The organism is Mycobacteriales bacterium (genome assembly GCA_040902655.1).
In the GTDB taxonomy this organism is placed as follows: Bacteria; Actinomycetota; Actinomycetes; order Mycobacteriales; family SCTD01; genus SCTD01.
This window is the reverse complement of sequence record JBBDWV010000056.1, coordinates 12382-27229: the sequence shown is the minus strand read 5'-3', so window position 1 is coordinate 27229 and position 14848 is coordinate 12382. Positions and strand designations below refer to the sequence as shown.

The window sequence follows — 14848 nt, the reverse complement described above, 5'->3', positions numbered from 1 at the left end:
AGGCGCGGCGCAGCGCGGCGGGGACGGGCGGCTGTGGCCTGGCGTGCCGGCCGCGCAGCCCCCGGGTGGTGCGCGGCGGCCGGGCGAGCCCGCCCGGCGCCGCCGTCGTGGTCAGCCGCCGGCGGGGGTGCGTCGCAGCTCGCGCCCCCGCACCCGCTCACGGGTCAGGATCCACAGCGCCTCGACGCCGTCCTTCCAGGTCAGCTTCTTGCCCTCCTCGCGGCTGCGCGCCTTGTAGGAGATCGGCACTTCGTAGGGCCGGTAGCCGCGCACCAGCAGCTTGCCGGTGACTTCGGCCTCCATGCCGAAGCCGGCGCTGGTGATGTCCAGCTCGCGGTAGAGGTCCAGCGGCAGCAGCTTGAAGCAGGTCTCCAGGTCGCTGATCCAGCAGTCGTAGACGACGTTGGCGAACATCGTCACGCCCTTGTTGCCCAGGACGTACCAGAAGCTGTACGCGGTGTGGCTGCCGAAGGTGCGGGTGCCGTAGACGACGACTGCCTCGCCGGCCAGGACGGGCGCGAGCAGCAGCGGGATCTCCTCCGGTGCGTACTCGAGGTCGGCGTCACAGATGATCATGTAGTCACCGGTGGCGGACTGTGCGGCGGTACGGATCGCCGCCCCCTTGCCCCGGTTGACCGGGTGGTGCACGATCTTCGCGCGCGGGTCGTCCACGGCGTCGAGCAGCGCGGCGGTCGCGTCCGCGCTGCCGTCGTTGACGATCACGATCTCGACCTCGCACGGGTAGTCGACGTCGAGGACCCGCTTCAGGGCGGTCGTCAGTGTGGCGGCTTCGTTGTAGACCGGGACGAGAACGGACAGCTTCATCCCCGGAACGCTACCGAACCAGCTCCGGATGCTCGCGGAACCAGGCCAGGGTTCGCTCGAGCCCCTCTTCGTACCCGACCCGGGGCTCCCAGCCGAGCTCGGTGCGGGCCAGCGTGATGTCGGGCTGGCGGACCGTCGGGTCGTCGGTCGGCCTCGGAATGAACACGATCTCGCTCTCGCTGTTCGTGAGCTTCTTGATCGTCTGCGCGAGGTGCAGCACCGAGGTCTCGTGCGGGTTGCCGATGTTGACCGGGCCGGGGAGGTCGCTGCGCAGCAGCTCGAGGATCCCGGCGATGAGGTCGTCGACGTAGATGATCGAGCGGGTCTGGCTGCCATCGCCGGCGACGGTGATCGGCTTGCCGGTCAGGGCCTGGCTGGCGAAGGCCGGGATCGCGCGGCCGTCGTGGGGGCGCATGCGGGGGCCGTGGGTGTTGTGCGCCCACAGACCGCCGGCCCAGAAGTTCTCCCGGCCGGGGACGACGAAGTCGTAGACCAGCGGCGTGGCCGGCACCTCGGTGATCTCGCGGACCTGAGCCCACACCAGGTCGCCGGTACGACCGGCGTTCAGCTCCTGCTGCACGCCGGTGTGCCAGTCCAGCGGCGACCACGGGTCGACGACGCACAGGGTCAGGCACCAGAAGGGGTAGCGTCGGTCCCCGCTCTTTCGCGTGAGCGTGCTCTCGTAGCGGCCCACGCTCGCCATCAGGCCGAAGCGGCTGAAGGCCACCACGAGGTCGTCCTTCAACGCCTCGCTGGTGGTGGAGAAGTCGTGCCGTCGACCCTCGGCGAAGGTGTCTCCGGAATGCACGCCGTCGCCCTCGCGGTAGCCCTCGATCACGTGGCCGAGGCGGCGCAGCGGCAGCCCGAGGACCCAGCCAGGGAGCCGCTTCGGGCCCTCGCCGAAGCCGAGGTGGTCCAGGAGCCGCAAGAGCATCGAGGAGTGCAGGACCATGTGCGCCGCGCGAGCCTCGCTGGCGGGCGCGCGGACGGCGTGCAGCCCGAGGTCGCGTTCGACGATCTTCTGCGCACGGTCGAGCGTGTCGACGTCGCACGAGACGTCGACGAAGGCTGACGTGCCGGGCTTGTCGTAGCGGCAGCCCTCGGCGACGTAGAGCCCGAGGAACCACAGCAGCTCGTCCGTGATGACCACGAACCGGGGAAGGGCGGTGCTCTTGCCGGAGGTCCACGGCCGGAGCTCGGCAGTCGTGGGCACGGTGAGGCCACAGGCCTGCAGTGCTCCGAGCGGGACGGCTCCCGTGGCGGCCCAGCGCGTCAGCGATCCCCATGCGCTCTGCCGCTGCGGCCCGGTCAGGGACCGGCCGTGTCGGGTCAGGTAGGCCGCCAGCAGCTCCGAGCGGTGCTGCTCGACGACCTCGCGCAGGGACGGATCGACGACCCCGACGGTCCACGGATCGAGGTCGGCGACGACGTCCAGCAGGTCGACCACCGGACGATCCCGCTCGGGCACGCCGACCTTCGCAGCGAGGGCGACGTGATCGCCGACGGCGAGCTGGGTCACCGGTCGGGCCGCCGGCGCGCCGTCCGTCCCGCGGACGAACAGGCTGTGATCACCGGTGACCCGCAAGGTCCTGCCGTAGCGCGTGCGCACCTCGAAGCAGCGCTGGTCGGTCGGGTGCGCGACGAACCAGTCCGTGTCGGACGCCGAGACCCGACTGTCGGCGTCGAACGCCGGGACAGACCAGCCGGGCAGCGGCACCGAGCCCGCGCTGGTCAGCCCGAGCCGTTCGGCGAGCTCCCCTGCCGTCGTGCGGTGCAGCTGGACGCCGTCGTCGTACAGGACCTGCTCTGATGCCAGGACGGAGTTGAAGATCCGCACGATCGCGGTGTCGACGTCGTGCGTGCGGCGGTAGGCCATCGTGAGCGCCTCCGCGAAGCGCTTCGCCTCGTCGTACACCCCGCGCGGACCCACCGGGTTGACGTGCCCCCAATAGGTCTCCGGCTGCGGGTGGACCTGCGGGTCGCCGTAGGTCTCGCTGGTGGAGGCCAGCAGGAAGCGGGCGCCCTTCTCCTTGGCCAGCCCGAGCGCATGCAGGGTGCCCAGCGAGCCGACCTTCATCGTCTCGATCGGCAGCTCGAGGTAGTCGATCGGCGAGGCCGGGCTGGCGAAGTGCAGCACCTGGTCCACCGGGCCGGGGATGTGGATGTACTCGGTGACGTCGGTCTTGATCAGGCGGAAGCCGTCGTGCTCCATCAGGTGCTCGACGTTGGCCGGTGTCCCGGTCAGGAAGTTGTCGAGCGCGATCACCTCGTGCCCGTCGCCGAGCAGCGTCTCGCACAGGTGAGAGCCCAGGAAGCCGGCGCCGCCGGTGACCACCGTCCGTGTCATGGGGCGACCCTACTGAGCAGGTCCGACCGTGGGCGTGGCGCGTCTTGGTGCGGGTGGGGGGATTCGAACCCCCACGCCCTTTCGGACACCGGGACCTAAACCCGGCGCGTCTCGCCGTTCCGCCACACCCGCGTGGCGAGAGCGTACGACGACCTCCCGCCCGTCCCCTTGATGATCAAGGTGCCGTCAGTGCCCGCGCATGCGGAACGGCGGCACCAAGATCGTGCAGCCTGCACCAGTCGGCGGCCGGCCGTGCTGATCTTGGTGCCGCGAGCGCCTGCTCCCTGCGCAGCGGCGGCCCCGAGATCGGCACCCGCCTCCAGCCCCTTGTTGGCAGCACCCGCAGATGCGGCGATAGGATGGCGATCATGCCGCAGTTGAGGATGCGCGAGGTCGCCACCCTGCTCGGCGTCAGCGACGACACCGTCCGTCGCTGGGCCGAGAGCGGCCGGCTGGCCACGACGCAGGATGCCACCGGCCGGCAGGTCGCCGAGGGCGCCGACGTGGCGGCGCTCGCCCAGTCGCTGGCCGACGAACCCGGCCCCCTGCGCACCTCGGCCCGCAACCGGCTGCCGGGCATCGTCACGCGGGTCGTCCGGGACGGCGTCATGGCGCAGGTCGAGTTGCAGGCCGGGCCGCACCGGCTGGTGTCGCTGATGAGCCGGGAGGCGGCCGACGAGCTCGGGCTCGAGGTGGGCGTGCTGGCCGAGGCGTCGGTCAAGGCGACCACCGTCGTCGTCGCGCTTCCGCCGCCGTGAAGGCCCTGGCGGCCGCTGCGCTCCTCGTGCTGCTCGCCGGCTGCGGCTCCGCGCAAGGCTCGACCGCCGCCGACCCGCTGCTGGTCGCGGCCGCCGCCGACCTTCTGCCCGCCTTCCGCGAGCTCGGCGAACGCTACACCGAGCAGACCGGGCGGCCGGTCACCTTCACCTTCGGGTCGTCGGGACAGCTGGCCCAGCAGCTGGCCAACGGCGCGCCCTACGAGCTGTTCGCGTCTGCCGACGTCCGCTACGTCGACCAGGTCCTGGCGGCCGGCCGGGGCGAGGCCTCCACCAAGGCCGAGTACGCCCTCGGGCGGCTCGCCGTCTGGTCGCGGGACGCGCCGGTCGCGCTCGACCAGCTCGCCGAGCCGCGCTTCGGCCGTATCGCCCTCGCGAACCCTGAGCATGCCCCCTACGGCCGGGCCGCCGAGCAGGCGCTGCGCAGCGCCGGCGCACTCGACCCGGACCGTCTGGTCTTCGGCGAGAACGTCACCGACACGCTCCGGCTGGCGACCTCCGGCAACGCCGACGTCGCGGTCGTCGCGCTCTCGGTGGCCCGGACGGCCGGTGGTCACGTCACGCCGGTGCCGGCCGCGGCGCACGAGCCGCTGCGGCAGGCCCTGGTCGTCACCGGCCGGCCCGATGCCGCCGCCCCCTTCGCCGAGCTGGTGACGAGTCACGAGGGACGCGCCGTCCTCGCCCGGCACGGCTTCGCGCCGCCGCAGGGATCCTGACCGGTGGACTGGTTCCCGCTGCTGCTGTCACTGCGCGTGGCGGCGTTCGCGACGCTGATCGCGGCGGTCCTCGGCATAGGCGGGGCCTATCTGCTCGCCAAGGGCCGTTTCCCCGGCCGCGGCCTGCTCGAGGCGGTGGCCAGCCTGCCGATCGTGCTGCCGCCGACCGTCCTCGGCTACTACCTGCTCGTCACCCTCGGAGCCCAGAGCCCGCTCGGCCGGGCCTGGGAGGCGGCGATCGGCAGCCCGCTGGTCTTCAGCGTCAGCGGCGCCGTCGTGGCCGCGTCGATCTCCGCGCTGCCCTTCTGCCTGCGCACCGCCCGCGCGGCCATCGAGCAGGTCGACCCACGGGTCGAGGCCGCCGCCCGTGCGATGGGCCTGCCGGAGTGGCGGGTAGCGCTGCAGGTCACCCTGCCGCTCGCGCGCCGCGGGGTCGTGGCGGGTGTCGCGCTGGGCTTCGCCCGGGCTCTTGGCGACTTCGGCGCCACGGTGATGGTCGCTGGCGACATCCCGGGCCGCACCCAGACCATGCCGATCGCCGTCTACGACGCGGTGCAGGCCGGCGACGACGCGCGCGCCGGCACCCTCGCGCTGATCCTCGCGCTCGTGGCGATCGCCCTCCTGCTGCTGGTCAACCGCTTCTCCCGGGTCGGCGTGTGACCGCCGTCGTCGAGGTCGACGCCGTGCTGCGGGCGGGTGAGTTCACCGTCGAAGCGGACTTCGTCCTCCTCCCCGAACACGGCCCGGTGACCGCGCTGTTCGGCCCGTCCGGCGCGGGCAAGTCGCTCACGCTCGCCCTGCTCGCCGGGCTGCTGCGGCCCGACAGCGGCCGGGTCGCCCTCGCCGGCCGCCCTGTCGCCGACGCGGCGACCGGTCTGCACGTCCGCACCCAGGACCGCCGCGTCGGCATGGTCTTCCAGGAGGCGCTGCTGCTGCCGCACCGCACCGCCGCCGACAACGTCGCCCTGGCGGTCCGGTCCGGCTCCCGCAGCGAGCGGCGTACGAGGGCGTTGTCCGAGCTGGACCGGGTCGGAGCCGCTGAGCTGGCCGACGCCGCTCCGCGCACCCTGTCCGGCGGCGAGCGTCAGCGGGTGGCGCTCGCACGGGCGCTGGCCGCAGACCCCCAGCTGCTGCTGCTGGACGAGCCGCTGTCGGCGCTGGACGCGCCGACGCGGGTGCGGCTGCGCACCCTGCTGCGCGACACGGTCACCGAGCGGGGCCTGCAGACGCTGCTGGTCAGCCACGACCTGGACGAGGTGCGCGCGCTGGCCGACAGCGTCGTGCTCTTCGAGCCCGGCCGGACCCTCGGCCTCCACCCCGTCGCTGATCTTTCGCAGATGGCCGGCGACACGTCGGCCGGCAGCACCATCCGCGGAAGATCACCGCGGGTCGCGCGTGTCCAGAGCGGCCCAGGTGCAGAACACCAGGCCCGTCCCGAAGAGCCGCATCAATGAGGACTACCTGCTCCGCGCGCCGGTCTTCGCCCCGATGTCACCTACGCCCGTCGTACGCGCAGCCTTGCGGCAGCGTCATCCGCAAGGACATGCTCCGCCACCTGTGTCGTCCGCATGCGAGGCGCAGCGCCTGGGCGGCAGGGTGATCTGACCGTCCACGAAGTCGAGGCCGGTCAGCACGAGGAAGTAGGCGTCGGTGACGGTGCGCCCGAGCGCCTGCGCGGGAAAGCCTGCGGGGTCCAGCGTGACGGCGCCTGCTCCTCCCAGTGCACGCAGGGACCGGTAGTCGGTGGCCCACTTCGCCAGTCCGGTGCCGGCGTGCCCGTACTCGACGAAGCTGCCGGCGAACTCGACCGGCGCCGTCGCGACTCCCGTGAAGGTGTAGCGCTCGCCGCCGTCGAAGGACCAGCCCGCGTCCAGTGCCACAGCAGGCGCACCGCTCCCCGTCGACGGGACGACCTCGTCGCTCCACAGGTCGAGCGCCACGTGACCGTCGCGGGCAGGCACGCCGTACTCGCGCAGCAGCTCACGTCGGGGCTCGTCGGGCACCAGGGTGTCCCACTTGAAGAAGGTGAGCTGCTTGCCGTGGTCAGCCAGGTGCGCCGGTGGTTCGACGAAGGTCCAGAAAGACGCGTAGTCCAGGCCCTCTACCGGCCCGTGCAGCCCCTCGCCCTGCACGCAGTCGAACACCTCGAGGCCGAGGACCGCCTCGAGCCGCGGGTCCGGGGGCAGCAGCGCCGCGACGCTCGGCGGGAGCGTCGGCGAGAAGCCGGCGGGCAGGTGCGGCTGCAGCGTCGCCCTGTCCACGGGGATGAGCGCCACGACGCCTCGACAATCGGTCAACCCCCACTCCAGGGTCCGGCCCGGCTGGCCGCCGGCCGCCGACGCGGGCGCGCTGAGGGCCACGGCGGCGACCGACGCCACCAGCGTGTGGATGACTCTGGTCCTGCCTCGCATGACGCCCCCTCTGACTGCTTGTCGGCACAGGGTGCAGGACGGCGCTGACAACTCGCTGACAACGCGCGGTCAGCAGCGGGCGCTCGGGCGGTGCGGTCGCTGGACGCGTGGCAGTACGCGCGACACCATGCGGACGTGGAGCAGGGACGGTCACCGCGCCGGTCGCCGTCCTTCCCCGCGCCCCCCGGTTGCTGGGACGCGTCGTGGCCGGCGTGAGCTTCGGCATCCTCGGCGACCTCGACGTGAGAGACGACCACGGGCGACCGGTGCCGATCCCCGGCTCTCGGCAGCGCGCCGCTCTCAGCGCCTTGCTGTGGCACGGCGGCACGAGCGTGAGCGCGATGCGGCTGGTGCAGCTGGTCTGGGGCACCGACGGCCCGGCGGACCCGAAGGCAGCGCTGCACACCTGCATGTCGCGGCTGCGCAGAGCGCTGCCCGAGCCGGATCGGCTGCAGCACAGCAGCGCGGGGTACCGGCTCGACCTGGACGGCGCCGAGCTGGACCTGGTCCGCTTCCGCGCGCTCGTGCAGGCTGCCGACCAGCGACGGGCACGGGGGGAGCACGCCGTGGCGGCGACCCAGCTGCGCGAGGCGCTGTCGTTGTGGCGCGGGCAGGCCTTCGCCGGGCTCGACGGCTTCCTGGCTGCACGTGGCGGGCTGGCGCAGGAGCGGCTGGACGCCTGCGAGCAGCGCATCGAGTGTGAGCTGCAGCTGGGCCGGCACGCCGAGATGCTCGCCGACCTCCGTCAGCTGGTGGTCGACCACCCCGGTCGTGAGCGACTGCACGGCCTGCTCATGCTGGCCCTCTACCGGTCGGCCCGCCAGAGCGATGCGCTCGAGGCGTACCGCACGGCTCGCGACGTGCTCCTCGAGCAGCTGGGAGTCGAGCCGGGCCCGGCGCTGCGTGAGCTGCACGCGCGCTTGCTGCGGCAGGACGCTGCCCTCGTCGGCAGCGCCCCAGAGGTGCAAGCGGCGGGGAACCTCCCGCACCCGCCGACCAGCCTCGTCGGCCGGGACGAAGCCGTCGTCGCTCTTCGCCGACTGGTCATGACGGCCCGCCTGGTGACGCTCGTGGGGCCGGGAGGGACCGGGAAGACGCGGCTCGCGGTCGAGCTCGCGCGGGCCCTGGAGGACGACCATCCTGACGGTACGTGGTTCGTCGAGCTCGCTCCGGTCGCCACTGCCGGGCTGGTCCCGCGGCAGGTCGCCGACTCCCTGGGGCTGGCCCTCGAACCCGACCGAGCCGTTCTCCCTCCCCTGGTCGAGCACTGCCGCCGGCGCGCGCTGCTGCTGGTTCTCGACAACGCCGAGCACCTGCTGGATGCCACCGCCCACCTCGTCGTGGCCCTGCAGCGGGAGTGCCCGCAGCTACGGGTGCTCGTGACCAGTCGCGAGTCGCTGGCATGCGACGGCGAGCACCTGTGGGAGGTACCGACGCTCGAGGTGCCCGGACCGTCGACGCCGGACTGCGGGCGGGACATGACCCGGTACAGCGCAGTCGAGCTGTTCCGCCAGCGCGCGACGGCGGTCGCCCCGCGGTTCGAGCTGACGCCGGCGAACCGCGAGGCGGTCGCCTGCATCTGCCAGCGCCTCGACGGCCTGCCGCTGGCGATCGAGCTGGCCGCGGCCCGGGTCTCGACGACGAGCTGCGCCCAGATCGCCGACCAGCTCGCGACGCCGGGCAGCATGCTCGAGGCCGTGCGCCGTGGCGGCAGCCCGCGCCACCGCACGCTGCGCGCGACCCTGGACTGGAGCTACGACCTGCTCGCCGAGTCCGAGCGCCACGCCCTGCGTCACCTCGCCGTCTTCGTCAGCGGCTTCTCGCCGGTGGACGCGCAGGCCGTCACTGGCGCGCACCCGGCGTCTGGCGTCGGACCCCTGTTGCAACGCTTGCGCAGCACCTCGCTGCTCGTCGCCGACGAGGTCGAGGACGAGCGCTATCGGATGCTCGAACCGGTGCGCCAGTACGGGATGCAGCGCCTTGCCGAGGCAGGGGAGACCGACGCCGCCCGCGCGGCACACGCCGCACGGCAGTGCAGCATCGCCACCTCGACCGAGCCGGTGCTGCGCAACGACCCGCCGCGCGGGCCAGCCGTCTCCGCCGAGCTCGAGCGCGGGCACGGCGACCTGCGAGCCGCCCTGGACTGGGCGGTCAGCGGCAGCCACGTCGACACCGCACTCACCCTTGCCGGAAATCTGTGGATCTTCTGGTGGTCCTCAGGACACATGATCGAGGGCATCGAGCGGTTGACGGCCGTGCTCGCCCTGCCCGGAGGACAGCAGGCGCCGCGAGCACGTGCGGCGACCGGTCTTGCGTTTCTGGCCAGCCAGGACTTCCGGTGGACCGTCGCCCGGACGTACGCCCAGGTGGCCCTGGACGCCTTCGTCGTTGACGAGCTGCGCGCATCGTCCGCGCACCACGCCTACGCCTTGTTCGTGCAGGCCGAGGTGCTGACGCACGACCGCCGGTTCGACGCGGCGTCCCGCGCAGTCGAGGGCGGGCTGGCCGTCGTGCAGGCGACCGACGACGGCTGGGGGTATGCGTTCGGCTCCTGGGTGCGCGCGAACCTGGCCTTCGAGCAGGGGGACCTCGATCGGGCGCACGCCGGGCACAGCGAGATGCTCGCGGCGATGCGAGCGATCGGGCTCCCCGTGGCGATGGTCGCCGCGCTGCACAGCCTCGGGACGCTCGAGCTCGCGCGGGGCCGGTATGCCGAGGCGCGAAGGCATCTGGACGAGGCCGTGGAGCTGCGTCGGCAGAGCGGCGCCGACCGGCTGGGCCGCTACCACGGGAGCACCGCCTCGGAGCTGCGGGACCTCGCCGTGGCGGCGCTCGCGCAGGACGACCGGGCAGCCGCCCGGCGGTACGCCGAGGACGGGGCCGCCGCCGCCCGCCCGTACCGCGACCACGAGATCCTCGCGGCATGTCTGGCGGTGCTCGACGCGCTCGGCGAGTAGCCGTCGGTCGGGCAGCGCCGACGCGGGGGGCCATCAGCCGATCCTGTCAGCGCACCGCGCCGACGAGCGGCACAGGGGGCCGCAGGTCGCCGTGGTCGTCCAGGCCCGCCGCCCGGCGCAGGGACCGCCCGCCGGTGAACAGCAGGACCGCGACGAAGGCTGCGGCGTTCACCAGCACGATCGTCGTCCCGGACGGGATGGCCAGCTGGAACGACAGATACATCCCGACGGCGCCGGCGGCCGCGCCCAACCCGGTCGAGAGCCACAGCATCCGGCTGAAGGAGTTCGACAGCATCCGCGCGACGACGGCCGGGATGACCAGCGTGGCCGCGACCAGCGTCACGCCGATGATCTTCAGTGTCGCGAGGATCGACACCGACAGCACGAGCATCAGCAGCGCGTCCATCCGGCGGACCGGGACACCGGAGACGTCGGCGACCTCGGGGTCGAAGGTGGAGAACAGGAACGCCCGGTAGAGCACGGTGAACACCCCGGCCGCGAACAGCAGAGCCCCGCCGAGCAGCAGCAGGTCCGAGCTCGAGACACCGTTGATGCTGCCGAACAGCAGCGCGTCGAAGACCGGCCCCTTGGTGCCGAACCGGGTGAGCAGCGCCACACCGAGGGCGAAGGATGCCGTGGTGACGACGCCGATCGCGGCGTCCGCTCCGATTCGACGGGTGCGGGTGACGGCGTTGATGGCCAGCGCCGAGGCCAGCCCCCACGCGCCGGCGCCGAGCACGACCGGCAGGCCGAGCAGCGGAGCGGCCGCGTAGCCGCCGAAGATCGCGTGCGACAGGCCGTGGCCGATGTAGCTCATCCCGCGCAGGGTCACGTAGACGCCGATCAGGCCGCACAGCGCGCCGGCCAGAACCGCGGCGACCAGGCCCTTCTGGAAGAAGACGTAGTGAAACGGGTCGAGCACCGTCTGCCACAAGGTCATCCAGCCACCAGGCGTACGGGGGCGCCGCCGTCGACGACGACCGGCATCCCCAGGTGCTGGAGCACCTCCATGCGCGCGCCGAACGTCTGCTCGAGGACGTTCGGGACGATGACGTCCGCCGGTGCCCCGGCGGCGATCACCGTGTGGTTGAGGGCGACGAGATTCGGCAGGTGGGCGGCCATCCCGTTGAGGTCGTGGGTGGTCAGCACGATGGCCAGGCCGTCCTGGTGCAGCTCGTCGAGCAGGTGCAGCACTTCGTGGCGGGTGGCGATGTCGACGCCGGACGTGGGCTCGTCCAGAAGAAGCAGTTGCGGGCGGCGCAGCAGGGCGCGGGCCAGGAACATCCGCTGCTGCTGGCCGCCGGACAGCTCCCGGATGTGCCGATTGGCCAACCCGCCGATGCCGAGCCGGTCCAGAACTTCTGCCACCTCGCGCTTCTCGGCCGGCGTCACCCACGGAAGCAGACGGCTGCTGGCCCGTGACATCAGCACACACTCCGCGACCGTGACCGGGAAGCTCCAGTTCACGGTCTCGAGCTGAGGGACGTACGACACGGCGGTGCCGGGCCGGCGGGTGACCGACCCGCGCTGTGGCCGTGCCGTGCCGAGCAGCAGCTTCAGCAGTGAGGTCTTGCCCGAGCCGGACGGGCCGACGATCCCGGTGAACTCACGGTCCTGCACGGTGTAGCTCACGTGGGACAGCACCGGCGCGCTGTCGTAGCCGAAGCTCGCGCCGGCGATCTCGACGAGCGGCCCGGCGAGCCGCGGGCCCGTCATTGCGGCGGGCCCGTCACTGCGGGTACCGCGCCGCGTCGACGGTCACGTCGCTCACGTCCAGCGCCTCGAGGTTGCTCGTCGTACCGCCCAGGCCCTTGATCATCGTGACGTAGTCGTAGCGCATCAGGCCCAGCCATGAGTGCTCCGGGTCCCCGGGTTCCCCTGGCAGGTCGTCGTCTCGCAGGGTGTCCTCGTAGCGCGCGCCGGTCTCCGCGGCGATCTGCTCGAGAACCTTGGAGGGGAAGACCTCCGAGCCGAAGATGACCGGCACCTTGCGTTCGCGGACCTGGTCGATGATCCGGGCGATCTCCTTGGGCTGCGGGTCCTCGAAGTTCGACGGCTGCACCGCGCCGATGACCTCCCAGCCGTAGGTCTTGGCGAAGTAGGCGTAGGCATCGTGGTAGGTCAGCAGCTGCTTCCTGCCTGGCGGCAGGGTGGCCGAGTCCGCTTTCAGCGCATCCGAAAGGGCCGTGGCCCGCGCGACGAAGGCGGCGGCGTTCCGGCGGTAGGCCGAGGCGTTGTCGGGATCGCGTTCGGCGAGCGTGTCGCGGACCACCTCGGCGTACTTCGCGGCGTAGGTCGGGTCGGTCCACAGGTGCGGGTTGGGCTTGCCGTTCTCTTTCGGGAAGGAGAAGTCGTAGAGATGGTCGGCCTCCGGCAGAACTGCGTCGCCGAGCGCGACGATCACCGCCTCGGCCGGGGCGTTCGCCCGGGCCAGCTCCAGCGTCGGCTCCTCGAGCTGCAGCCCGTTGACGAACACGACGTCGGCCTGCGACATGACGCGGGACACCTGCGGCGGCGGCTCGAAGGTGTGGCTGTTCGTACCCTCCGGCACCACGCCCTCGATCCGGGCGAGGTCGCCGGCGACGTTCGCCACGATGGAGGTGATCGGCGCGACGGTGGAGACGATCGTCAGCCGGTCGTCCGTGGCCGGAGCGCCGGCGGACGTGCCGGCGGACATGCCGCAGCCGGTCAGGACGGCGGCGGCGAGAGCGCCCGGCAGGACGGTGCGCAGCAGGGTCAGGTGCACCACGCCAGGCTACCGGCCATCCCGCATTGTTGCCAGTTGATTGCAACAGCGCATGAGATGCAGCACCGCTGGATCGCCGGCAGCAGCGTCGCGCCGAGCGGGTGGGAGGGCCTGGCGGACGCCGCACCACGGTTCCTGTGCCGCCGGTGCGGGCACGCCCTCCGGCAGGAACCAGACGCAGACGACGCCCCAGAGCGGTATCGAGGGAGTAGGCAGTGGCGAACGACAGCAGCGGCGGACCGGGCGCGCCCGATCCCGAGGTTCTCGCGGGCGCGATCGAGGACACCCGTGAGGAGCTGGCGGAGACGCTGGACGCCATCGCGGACAAGGTCAGCCCGAAGCGGGTCGCCACGCGTACCAGGAAGAAGGTGGCTGAGGCGGTCAGGGACGGTGCCAACGACGCGGTGGAGAGCGTGCAGGACAGCGCGGCTGTGGCCGCCGACGCGGTCAGGAGCGGTGTCGCCCAGGCCAGGGGCGCGGTGGCCGGTGCGGGTGCGGGCGCAGCCGTGGGGTTCGCCGAGCCGACCGGCTCCGCGAGTCACCCGCCGCCCCCGTCTGCCGCACCCGCGCCCTCGCGGCTGCCGGTCCTGGTCGGTGCGGGCGCCGCCGCTCTCGTGCTGCTGCTCATGCTGAGACGCCGCAGGCGCTGACGGCCCGAGCGGGGGGCCTGCCCGGTCATGGGACCAGGCCTGCTGTCGGGTGGGTTACACCACAGGTCAAGAATCGGGAAAAGGTGACCTGTGGTGTACAGCCGCTGAACGGCACATGCCGATGCGGGTGCAGAAGGTGGTGGTTCTTCAGCTCATCTTCAGGAACACCTGCCACCGTGTGGTGCATGGCGAGCGAGGACAAGCGGCTGGTGGCGGTCATCTGTGAGAACGACGCCCGGCTGGCGGCCGCGATGGTCCACAACGTCGGCGACATCTACGGCCTCGGGATCGGCGCCGTGGTCACGTCGGGCAGGGCGGTGCTGAGCGCGGCCGAGGCCCTCCAGCCCGACCTCGTCGTGGTTCAGCTGGCCGTGTGCGGCACCCTCGGGTTGCGCGTCATCGGCGAGCTGCACCGCGTCGCCCCCGCCTGCGCGGTGGTGGTCGTGACACCCCCGGAGTTCGGCGGCCTGCGGCTGGACGCGGTCGCCGCCGGCGCCCTCAGCCTGGTCGTGGCGTCCGACCTGCGCCCGCTGCAGTGCAGCGTCGAGCGGCTCATGAAGCTGCACGGCGAGGAGGACTGTCCGAGCTGCGTCTTTCGCGCCCGCAAGATCTACTGGCAGACGGCACAGTGATGCTCCAGCCGCCGCGGTCACGGGTCACGTGATGCAGATCTCCGGTACCGATTTTCCTCGTTCTTGACCTGTCCCCGGGGGCCGGCTTTTACGCTCGTGTCATGAGCAACGCGGGGCTGCTGACAGTCGGCCAGGTGATGAAGCAGACGGGGCTGTCCCGCAAGGCCCTGCGGCTGTACGAGCAGGCTGAGCTCGTGGTGCCGGTGACCCGGACCGATGCCGGCTACCGACTGTACGAGCCGGCCGCCCTGCCGCGGTTGGACCTGATCCGCCGGGCCCGGGCGCTGGACGTGAGCATCAGCGAACTCGGCGAGCTGCTGGACATCGCCGAGGGCCGCAGTGACCACGCTGAGGAGAACCTGCTGTCCATCGTGACGCAGAAGCTGCAGGAGACCGCAACCCGCATCGCCGAGCTGCGGGCCCTGGAGCAGCTGCTGGTCAACGTCCAGGATCGCCTGGCACACCCGGCCCCGGCGGCCGTTGAGCCGGTGTACCGCTGCGGTTCGCTGCTGTGCACCTGTCCGGTACACGGAACGAGCAGGAGAGGAGGTGAAAAGATGACGTCGATCGAGAAGGACGAGCAGAACACCGCGACTGCGAGTGGCTGCGGCTGTGGCTGCGCTACCGACACCGCGGGTGGCGAGAAGGCCGCGACTGCGAGTGGCTGTGGTTGTGGTTGCGCTACCGACACCGAGGCCGGCAACAAGGCGACCCAGCCGACCAAGGACGGTAGCTGCGGCTGCGGCTGCGGTAACTGACGGGCGAGCGGGCGGCCGGCCGGCCTTTTT

The 14848-nt window shown here is 72.2% G+C and carries 14 protein-coding genes and 1 tRNA gene; 8 read left to right on the top strand and 7 right to left on the bottom strand.

Translation table 11 applies throughout. The features are described from left to right. Positions 1–111: 111 nt before the first annotated feature. From WD794_16100 to WD794_16090, 3 genes are all read right to left on the bottom strand, one after another. Entirely contained in the window at positions 112–825 is a 714-nt protein-coding gene (locus tag WD794_16100) for a glycosyltransferase family 2 protein (protein ID MEX2291834.1), read from the bottom strand. Between the two features lie 10 nt (positions 826–835). Further along, the gene (locus WD794_16095; protein ID MEX2291833.1) at positions 836–3172 is read right to left on the bottom strand and encodes an NAD-dependent epimerase/dehydratase family protein; all 2337 of its coding nucleotides are present in this window, start codon (positions 3170–3172) and stop codon (positions 836–838) included. Positions 3173–3217: 45 nt separating this feature from the next. Beyond that, positions 3218–3304 (bottom strand) — tRNA-Leu (locus tag WD794_16090). Between the two features lie 236 nt (positions 3305–3540). On the opposite strand from WD794_16090, the gene WD794_16085 reads away from it, so the two are divergent. The 4 genes from WD794_16085 to WD794_16070 are packed head-to-tail and all read left to right on the top strand — an operon-like array spanning position 3541 to position 6118. Further along, positions 3541–3930 (top strand): TOBE domain-containing protein, encoded by a 390-nt coding sequence (locus WD794_16085; GenBank protein MEX2291832.1) that lies wholly within the window; start codon positions 3541–3543, stop codon positions 3928–3930. Next, positions 3927–4664 carry a molybdate ABC transporter substrate-binding protein gene (gene modA / locus WD794_16080; protein MEX2291831.1) on the top strand — a complete coding sequence of 246 codons (738 nt, stop codon included), beginning with the start codon at positions 3927–3929 and terminating at the stop codon, positions 4662–4664. The genes WD794_16085 and modA overlap by 4 nt, the downstream gene beginning before the upstream one ends. A 3-nt stretch (positions 4665–4667) precedes the next feature. Next, the gene (gene modB, locus WD794_16075; GenBank protein MEX2291830.1) at positions 4668–5324 is read left to right on the top strand and encodes a molybdate ABC transporter permease subunit; all 657 of its coding nucleotides are present in this window, start codon (positions 4668–4670) and stop codon (positions 5322–5324) included. After that, positions 5321–6118, top strand: a complete 798-nt coding sequence (locus WD794_16070; GenBank protein ID MEX2291829.1) for an ATP-binding cassette domain-containing protein — start codon at positions 5321–5323, stop codon at positions 6116–6118. The genes modB and WD794_16070 overlap by 4 nt, the downstream gene beginning before the upstream one ends. Positions 6119–6193: 75 nt before the next feature. On the opposite strand, the gene WD794_16065 is transcribed toward WD794_16070, so the two are convergent. Continuing rightward, positions 6194–7075: a hypothetical protein gene (locus WD794_16065; protein MEX2291828.1), complete on the bottom strand. Its 882-nt coding sequence runs from the start codon at positions 7073–7075 to the stop codon at positions 6194–6196. Between the two features lie 203 nt (positions 7076–7278). Here WD794_16065 and WD794_16060 point away from each other — a divergent pair, with 203 nt between their 5' ends. Next, positions 7279–10032: a BTAD domain-containing putative transcriptional regulator gene (locus WD794_16060; GenBank protein ID MEX2291827.1), complete on the top strand. Its 2754-nt coding sequence runs from the start codon at positions 7279–7281 to the stop codon at positions 10030–10032. Positions 10033–10078: 46 nt separating this feature from the next. Here the strand turns inward: WD794_16060 and WD794_16055 are convergent, their stop codons facing one another. The 3 genes from WD794_16055 to WD794_16045 are packed head-to-tail and all read right to left on the bottom strand — an operon-like array spanning position 10079 to position 12778. Further along, positions 10079–10972, bottom strand: coding sequence for a metal ABC transporter permease (locus WD794_16055; GenBank protein MEX2291826.1), 894 nt, complete (start codon positions 10970–10972; stop codon positions 10079–10081). Next, positions 10969–11748: a metal ABC transporter ATP-binding protein gene (locus tag WD794_16050; GenBank protein MEX2291825.1), complete on the bottom strand. Its 780-nt coding sequence runs from the start codon at positions 11746–11748 to the stop codon at positions 10969–10971. The genes WD794_16055 and WD794_16050 overlap by 4 nt, the downstream gene beginning before the upstream one ends. A gap of 13 nt (positions 11749–11761) precedes the next feature. Then, a complete protein-coding gene (locus WD794_16045) occupies positions 11762–12778 on the bottom strand; it encodes a metal ABC transporter substrate-binding protein (protein ID MEX2291824.1) in 1017 nt (338 codons plus the stop codon). Positions 12779–12993: 215 nt separating this feature from the next. On the opposite strand from WD794_16045, the gene WD794_16040 reads away from it, so the two are divergent. From WD794_16040 to WD794_16030, 3 genes are all read left to right on the top strand, one after another. Continuing rightward, positions 12994–13428: a DUF3618 domain-containing protein gene (locus WD794_16040; GenBank protein MEX2291823.1), complete on the top strand. Its 435-nt coding sequence runs from the start codon at positions 12994–12996 to the stop codon at positions 13426–13428. Between the two features lie 185 nt (positions 13429–13613). Then, on the top strand, positions 13614–14060 hold the full coding sequence (locus WD794_16035) for a hypothetical protein (GenBank protein MEX2291822.1): 447 nt from the start codon (positions 13614–13616) through the stop codon (positions 14058–14060). 101 nt (positions 14061–14161) lie between these two features. Next, positions 14162–14818: a MerR family transcriptional regulator gene (locus WD794_16030; protein ID MEX2291821.1), complete on the top strand. Its 657-nt coding sequence runs from the start codon at positions 14162–14164 to the stop codon at positions 14816–14818. Positions 14819–14848: the final 30 nt, after the last annotated feature.